This is a genomic window from Pontibacter qinzhouensis (assembly GCF_008017455.1).
Taxonomy (GTDB): domain Bacteria; phylum Bacteroidota; class Bacteroidia; order Cytophagales; family Hymenobacteraceae; genus Pontibacter; species Pontibacter qinzhouensis.
This window is the reverse complement of sequence record NZ_VRTY01000160.1, coordinates 1-7856: the sequence shown is the minus strand read 5'-3', so window position 1 is coordinate 7856 and position 7856 is coordinate 1. Positions and strand designations below refer to the sequence as shown.

Genomic DNA, 7856 nt, shown 5'->3' with positions numbered 1-7856 from the left:
GCGGGAACACCAGAAAACACAGCGGCATATCCGTGCTGCCCGCTTCCGCTACCAGGCCAGCCTGGAAGAGCTGGATTATTCGGCAGGCAGAAGCCTGGACAAGAACCAGGTGATGCGGCTGGCCGACTGTAGCTTTATTGATCGGAAAGAGAACCTGCTCGTCACAGGCCCGACCGGGGTAGGCAAAAGCTACCTGGCCTCAGCGATCGGCTATCAGGCCTGCCACTTGGGCTTTAAGGTCCGCTACTTTAACATGGCCAAACTCTTCAGCTGGATGACCATGTCCAAGGCCGACAACTCCTACCTGCGAGAGCTCACCAGGCTGGAGAAAACAGACCTGCTCATCATAGATGACTTTGGCTTGCAGCCTATCGATGGCAGCAACAGGATGATGCTCATGGAGGTGATAGAAGACCGCCACGGCAAGCATTCCACGCTCATTGCCTCTCAGCTTCCGCAGGAGAAGTGGTATGAGCTCTTTGATGAGAGTACCATTGCAGATGCCATCCTGGACCGGCTAACTCATAACGCCCATAAAATAGTACTCAAGGGAGAATCAATGCGTAAGCTCAAATCCGGTATTAGAAATAACCAGTAAATAAATGTAGTTTAATAGAAGCTTTGAATGACCATACCTGGGGATGTTCAGTTTGCCCGGAATAAAGTGTTCAGTTTTACCGGAATATGCACATGATTTTGAGCAATTTCATTCTTAAGCTACTCGGCTACGCATACAAACTGCGACATATCCTTGCTTAATTCAATGCTTTATTTTTCCAGTTTTCAACCGAAAAAATATAAAAAGTCCTGCTACTTGTGTACGGGTTCCCGTTGCTTTATAAATCTGAATTACGGAAAGTTATGACGGATTACCCCTTGGCGGTTTTAAGACAAAAATGCTTCTGAAGGGTAATTTGATTTGAATAATTGGCTATGGCAGCTACGTGCAAAACAGAACAACAGGCACACATCACTATAATTTTGTAGAGGTTGTGCACCAGGTAAAGTTCAAGTACTGCCACCATCTCTGATTTATTGTCTGCCTGCAAAACAGGCATGAAGAGTAACTTTGATCGTTGAGGATAGAATAAATTAGCTTAGGAGGCAAAAAAAGATTTAGAGCATGCTTACTATTCTTGATAGAGTACGACAATCTTACCCGAAAAGTAGGAATATGATTTTTGCTGATGTTACTCCTGTGCGTGTTTCGATTAGGAGAACAGCTACAGAGCCCTTAGGCGCTGGCAGTAACTGCGCACGCCTAAGGGCTCTGTAGCTGTTATTTCCTTTTAAAATGTTAGTATAATGGTTTCTCCTGAGGCTCTGCTGCCAGGTAAGTTTTATCGGATAAATTAACCTGTTTCAGTATCTCAATTATCAGAATGAAAACAGCCTCCAAAAGGTTTTTAACCAGATTTTTGTCAAGGGTCTGAGCAACCTGTTTTAGTTGGATATCCTTTGTGCACCGTCAGGTTTATTTCTAACAGATGTTATAGAATACGACATACCTTATCGGAACCTGTTTCACCAATATATTATGTAAGATCGTTTATCGTGATACGTGGTACCTGTGTCGTTTTTCTTAACGCGATGCCGTTTCTAATTCCTTTAAGTTAAGAAGCAGTTTATATCTCAATCCTGTTAAAATTAAAAAAATTAATTGGTAATTTCCGATACTTAGTATAGCTACAACGCATAGCGTAAGGTGATGCCGTAGGTGCGCGGGTCTCCTAAAACACCAGCATAATGTCCGGCATTGCCTGCTGCAGGTAGCAACTGCTCAAAGTAGTCTTTGTTCAGCAGGTTACGTCCCCAGAAAAAAACAGATAAGCCATCTGCTGCCCTAAAACCAACTCGCCCGTTCACGAGTGCATACCCATCTATATTCAGGTACTGCGACGGCGAGGAACTTGATGAGAAGGAAGAGCGGTAATAGGTGTCGAAGGCTACGAATAATCTGCCGTTAAGCCCCAGAACCTTGGCGGCACCAGACACAGCCTCACCACCCAGAGAGCCCGCCCACTTCGATATACCAGGCAACTGGCCACCCGAAATATCTTTAAAGGCAGATGTACCTCCTGTTTCCTCGAGCGGCACCGGCGCGTTGGTAAACGACACGTATTTACCATCAGTATATGCTACTGCACCATATAAAGAGAAATGACTATTAAATTTCACGTTACCGTCTAACTCAGCACCCACTACACGCACTTTTTCAGCATTGGCCAGGTAGCCGCGGTTAACACCTACCTCGGCGGTTTGCACCTGCGCCTGGTAATCTTTAATATCGGTGTTGTGAATCACCAGATTCAGCGTGGAGTTTCGGGTTGGAGTTGTTTTAATGCCAACTTCCACATGGCTCACATACTCCGGTTTTATCCGGGCCAGATCAGTCAGAATCTCACCATTGGCAGTAGGTAGCCCACCAAGGTTAACGCCAACAGGTTTATAGCTGGTGGAGTAAGTGGCAAATGTGTTAAAAGCATCCGCTGCTTTATAGGCAATCGTTAACTGGCCAGAGAAATTATTCTCTTCAGCATTTGCCTGAAAGGCCTGGTCCGTGTAAACAGATCGTTTGAGGGCAATCAGAGCAGGATCATCGGTTTGTAAGCCTCCGTACGTCTGCCGGTTAAAGTCTACTTCCTTCTGGTCGTAGTTAAAGCGCAGGCCGGGCAACAGGCGAAGGCGGTCCGATAAAGCCCAGTCGAGCTGACCAAATACTGCTCCTCCAAAAGACTTCAGCCTGGAGGTAGTTTTAATTCCATAGCCATCGAAAAGGCCCGGGGTTCTCCAAAGCTCGCTCGTGGAGCTCTGTGAAAAACGCCACTGCGCCGCCCCTGATTCTTCGGTATGCACCGGATCAGTTTTAAGATCCTGGCCAATAGCAAACACACCGATTACACCACTCAGGCTGGTGGTCAGGTTTCCGGCATATCTTATTTCCTGGGTCCATTGCTGATGTGTAGAGGTAGCAGCCGATTTAGAAAGCACCGGTAACCCTGTAAAGTCACGGTCGTTTGAGGGGTCCCAGTTCCAGTAGCGCCAGGCGGTAGTAGCGGTAAGGGTACCCTGCCCGATGTTAGCATCTACGTTAACCGAGGCACCGCCAAGTTCATTGCCCGAGCGCCACGGCGAGTCATGGTCTACTACCCGATCGAACGGGTTGCGGCTGGGCAATTGGTAGTTCAGGTCAGCTATAATCTGGTCGAACTGGCGGTAGGCTGGTCGTTGTGTGGGCACCACACCTGCTACCACCTGTGCATAACCATCGGGGTTCTGGCTTGAGGCATCGCCAGCTAAGGTTACCTTTACATTGTCGTTTGGCTTATACAGCAGTTGCGCCCGGAAGCCCAGGTTATTTAAGTCGTTTAACGATTTCTCTGTGGCCACATTGTACAACACGCCATCTCGTTGTGTGCCAGAAAATGAAAGTCGCCCGGCAAATTTCTTACTGATTGGCCCTGTAATAGAGCTTTTCGCCTGAATAAAACCATAGTTGCCGTAGCTTACCTCAAAATTGGCACCGGGTGTAAAGCTGGCTGCTCGCGTGGTAACGTTAAAAGCACCTGCTGTGGTATTTTTTCCGAAAAGTGTTCCCTGAGGGCCACGTAACACTTCTATCTGATCTATGTCTACAAAATCGAGGGTGGTAGCGGCCGGTCTTGCATAGTAAACTCCATCTACATAAAAGCCGACACCAGGGTCTATGCCATCGTTTGTGAGGCCGAAGGTAGAGCCCAGGCCCCTGATATTGAGAGTCGTGTTTCTGGGGTTGGAGGAGTACAGCTGCACGGTCGGCACCAGCTCCTTCACGCGGTTTACGTTAAAGGCTCCGGCCTCTTCTACCAGCGTGCCGCCAATAACAGAAATAGGAATGGGAACCTCCTGCGCCGACTCAATACGCCGTCTGGCCGTAACTGTTACCTCGTTGAGCTGGTTATCGGGCAGCAGTGTAATTGTTAGCGCTGAAGTTGGAAATCCCTGCACAGGCACATCCTGTGGTTTGTAACCTACTGCACTTACACGCAAGGTATAGGGCGGCTCTTTTTTTACTTCTAATGTAAACTTGCCATTCGCATCTGCTACGGCATGCACACTAGTTCCTTTTAGCACAACTGTAGCTGCTACAACCGGCAGTCCTTCCCCATCACTTACGGTTCCTGTAAGTAGTGCCTGCCCAACAGCCGCCTGGCTTAAGAAGAAAAGGGGCAGTAATAACAGATAATATTTTTTCATGTTAAACTTAGTATAGGTTTAGAATAGGTGAGATATTGATTTTATTGGAAAATAAACAAGAAGCCAGTGCATGAAAACTAGTTATAAGTGATTATTATATTAAGTCTACAGAAATAATAGACAAATAGAATAATTAATTATTGAATCAGCAACTTTTAGGTCATATTTTTTTTCTAATATTTCTTCAAAGTAGCAGCTGCGCTTGCTTTTGAGATATTAATCCCTAAGCTACATTTCTATTTAACACACTATTAGTCAGAACTTAACCTTGAATTACATATTACCTCATGCTCAAAAATGCATAAAGTTTCAAGCCCTTATTTAAAATTAATCCTCTTTTGACATGGAAGAGAAATCTTTAATCTGGATCTCTTAAAATTTGAGCCAAAGCTTCTATCTTAGGTGTTTATGACTTAGCCACTCGTAACATCAGCATGTAATTGTTTTGAAATGGCCGGAGCACCAGCTATATTTCAGTAGAACTGCTCTGTTCGCGGCTTCCCTCCTACCTATAACTCTATGACAGAGACAAAGAACTTATTTGCCAACGTGGCCGCAAAAACTGCCCTTCTCTTTCTATTTACCTGCCTGATTTCGTGCACGTTAAAGCCGACGGTACAGAACACCGCAGCAGAGGCCAGTATACATTTAGCTGACCCCACTGTGTTTTACCATGGGGGCCTGTACTATTTATATGGCACCGTAGAGGGAAAAACGGCAGAAGGTTTTGAGGTCTACACTTCCCCGGATATGCGAACCTGGGAAGGCCCTAAAGGAGCTCGCGGGGGTTTGGCGCTAAAGCAAGGAGACAGCTACGGCACCAAGGGCTTTTGGGCTCCACAGGTATTTTTTGCCGATGGCAGGTTTTACATGGCTTACACCGCAAACGAGCAAATTGCCATCGCAGAAAGCGACAGTCCGCTGGGGCCATTTACGCATAAAGCACTCGTACCTCTGGCTGCTCCGGTAAAGCAAATAGACCCGTTTGTTTTTAGAGATGAGGATGGCAAACTATACCTGTACCATGTGCGACTGCAAGAAGGCAACCGTATTTTCGTGGCCGAAATGCACCCCGATTTTTCAGGTATAAAAGAGGAAACCCTGCAGGAATGCATCGCAGCAGAAGAACCCTGGGAGAACACGGCCAATGCTGCCTGGCCGGTAGCAGAAGGCCCGACCGTATTGAAAGCAGATGGTTTGTATTACCTGATTTACTCAGCTAATGATTTCAGAAACCCGGATTATGCAGTAGGTTATGCCACCAGCCAAAGCCCCACCGGCCCCTGGCTAAAGCATCCGAAGAGTCCTTTTTTAAGCAAGGCCAATACAGGCAGAAACGGTTCCGGACACGGCGATATTATAAAAGACCACAATGGTAACATGCTATACGTTTTCCATACCCACGAAACAGATAGTACCGTTGCCCCCCGAAAAACAGCTTTTGTGAAACTAAGCATCAGCAAGAGCCAACATACTAATGTTCAGGAAATCAAAATTGATTCTAGCTCTTTTTTCTATCCTGCCTTACAGCACTGATAAACCTTGTAAGACAACAGCCGGAACTACCTATAACTTTAAGCTGCGTAAGCTTCAATGCTGGTAACTCGGAATACTGATGCACAACCAGCTGCTACTGCTGTTACTACAGCCTGGCAGTGGCTGTTTTGTCGGGGTTCGTATTTTTGCTGGCAGTAAGCTGTTTGGGTTGTGCAGGATATAAAACCTTTCTCACATCTTTGAGATAGTTAAGGCTGCCATTGGTTAAGTTGCTTAGCACGATTAAGGAGCTATGGTCTTTCTTGTTCCGGAGCAGGTAGGTGTTAAACCCATGCCACAAGCCGCCATGATACACCGCCGTATCGCCACTCTCAATTTCCCGGATGCGCCAGCCAAAGCCGTAGTCCTCCGCTTTTTTCTTTTCGGTACGGGAGCCGGCAAATGCTTCTTCCAGGGTTTTCCACTTCACCAGCTTCTGGGTGTACAGCGCCTGGTCCCATTTGTGCAAATCTTCTATGGTTGAGTACATGCCTTTGTCGCCTAGCACCGAATCCAGGTAATCGTGGCTCCTTTTGCGCTTGCCCATCGTGTAGCCTGTGGCGATTTTACCTGAGAGCACCATAAAATCTTTGCTGTACATAAAGGTGTTCTTCATGTCGAGCGGCTTAAAAATATACTTTTGCATGTATACCTCAAACGGCATATCGGCCACTTTTTCTACTATAGAGGCCAGTACACTATAGCCCGTGTTGCTGTACTCGAAGTGCGTATCTGGTTTATAATGAATTTTTGGCTGATGCAGGACCATCAGGTTGAGTACATCCTGGTTCGTGATGGGTTCTTTGCGGTCGGGCCAGAGCTTGTCGCTGAAATAGGTATAGTTCGGTAGACCGGAGCGGTGCGTCAGGAGCTGCCGAATGGTTATTCCTTTGTAAGGAAAGTCAGGAATATATTGCTGCACACTGTCTTCGTAGCTCAGCTCGCCCTGCTCCTGCAGCATCATTACAGCCATAGCCGTAAACTGCTTCGAAACCGAAGCCAGCTGGAAGGCAGTTTCGGTGGTTAAGGTATCTTTGCGGCCAAAGTCGGCATAGCCAAATGCGCCTTTATAAATTACCTTGTCGTATTTTGTAACCAATACAGTGCCGTTAAACCCTCTTTTCTTTTGCAACACCTTAAATATGGAATCTACCTGGTGGCCAAGCAGCCGGGCACTGTCTTCGGTAAAAGAGGCTGGCACTTCTATGGTTTCCGGAGTATCTCTATCCAGGAAAAAATCTGACAACAAATTGTCTGTGTTCGATTCCTGGCAAGAAAGCAGAAAAAAGCTAGCCAGGGTAGCTGCTAAACAGCCCTTTAAAAAATATGATCGAAGAAAAGCCATACCAAAAGTCAGCGAAGTAAAACCGGGTTATAAATATAAGCTCTCTGGCCGATAGTTGAGGTGTTTTGGCTTGTAATTCTTTCCACATTTACGATATTCATCATCAGGAACAAAAATGCCTCTGCTACACCTCCTGAAGCATTTGTAATTGTTCTCTTACATTTGTGGTGTTAAGCTAATTACCAGTCAGATTGCCTTCATGAAAAGCCTTACTTCTTCGCTCAAACACTTTTTGGTTCAGAAACTTCGGATTTCAAATAAAGAAGCCATAGACCTTGTAATAGGCGGAAAAGTTTTGGTAAACGGCTCAAAAGGCGCTTTAACGCAAGCACTTCAGCCCGAAGATACCGTGGAACTGGCGGGCCAGGTGCTTAAGCAAGCTGATAAACTCATTTACCTGGCCTACCATAAACCACGTGGAATAGAATCGACACTCAACCCGCAAATACCAGACAACCTGGCCGAGGCTATAAACCTGGACCAGCATGTTTTTCCGGTTGGGCGCCTCGACAAGGAGTCGGAAGGACTGATGCTGCTGACAAACAACGGTAAAATTTTTGATCGGATTATACACGCCGAAAGCCACCAGGAAAAAGAATATAAGGTGACTGTAGATAAACCTTTGACTCCGGAAGCCATTGCTCACCTGGCTGCAGGCGTTGTAATAATGGGCGAAAAAACAAGGCCTGCGCTTGTACAGCAACTAGATGCTACAACTTTTGCCATAACCCTAACGCAA

Annotated in this window: 5 protein-coding genes; 3 read left to right on the top strand and 2 right to left on the bottom strand. The window is 46.3% G+C overall.

The window, feature by feature from the left end; all coding sequences use genetic code 11:
- A partial coding sequence (gene istB, locus FVR03_RS23170; protein WP_147924158.1) for an IS21-like element helper ATPase IstB occupies positions 1–598 on the top strand: 598 nt, incomplete at its 5' end.
- Between the two features lie 1088 nt (positions 599–1686).
- Here istB and FVR03_RS23165 read toward each other — a convergent pair.
- Complete coding sequence (locus FVR03_RS23165; protein WP_147924157.1) at positions 1687–4236, bottom strand: TonB-dependent receptor; 2550 nt, start codon at positions 4234–4236, stop codon at positions 1687–1689.
- A gap of 519 nt (positions 4237–4755) precedes the next feature.
- Here FVR03_RS23165 and FVR03_RS23160 point away from each other — a divergent pair.
- Positions 4756–5772 (top strand): glycoside hydrolase family 43 protein, encoded by a 1017-nt coding sequence (locus tag FVR03_RS23160; RefSeq protein ID WP_147924156.1) that lies wholly within the window; start codon positions 4756–4758, stop codon positions 5770–5772.
- A 106-nt stretch (positions 5773–5878) separates the two neighbouring features.
- On the opposite strand, the gene FVR03_RS23155 is transcribed toward FVR03_RS23160, so the two are convergent.
- The gene (locus tag FVR03_RS23155) at positions 5879–7018 is read right to left on the bottom strand and encodes a serine hydrolase domain-containing protein (RefSeq protein WP_255474374.1); all 1140 of its coding nucleotides are present in this window, start codon (positions 7016–7018) and stop codon (positions 5879–5881) included.
- Positions 7019–7316: 298 nt separating this feature from the next.
- On the opposite strand from FVR03_RS23155, the gene FVR03_RS23150 reads away from it, so the two are divergent.
- Positions 7317–7856 (top strand): pseudouridine synthase (locus FVR03_RS23150; protein ID WP_147924154.1); only part of this gene is annotated, 540 nt, incomplete at its 3' end.

Bases quoted from the DNA above. Each gene is read 5' to 3' on its own strand.
- FVR03_RS23160 (WP_147924156.1), top strand. From the start codon at position 4,756: ATGACAGAGACAAAGAACTTATTTGCCAACGTGGCCGCAAAAACTGCC.
- FVR03_RS23165 (WP_147924157.1), bottom strand. From the start codon at position 4,236: ATGAAAAAATATTATCTGTTATTACTGCCCCTTTTCTTCTTAAGCCAG.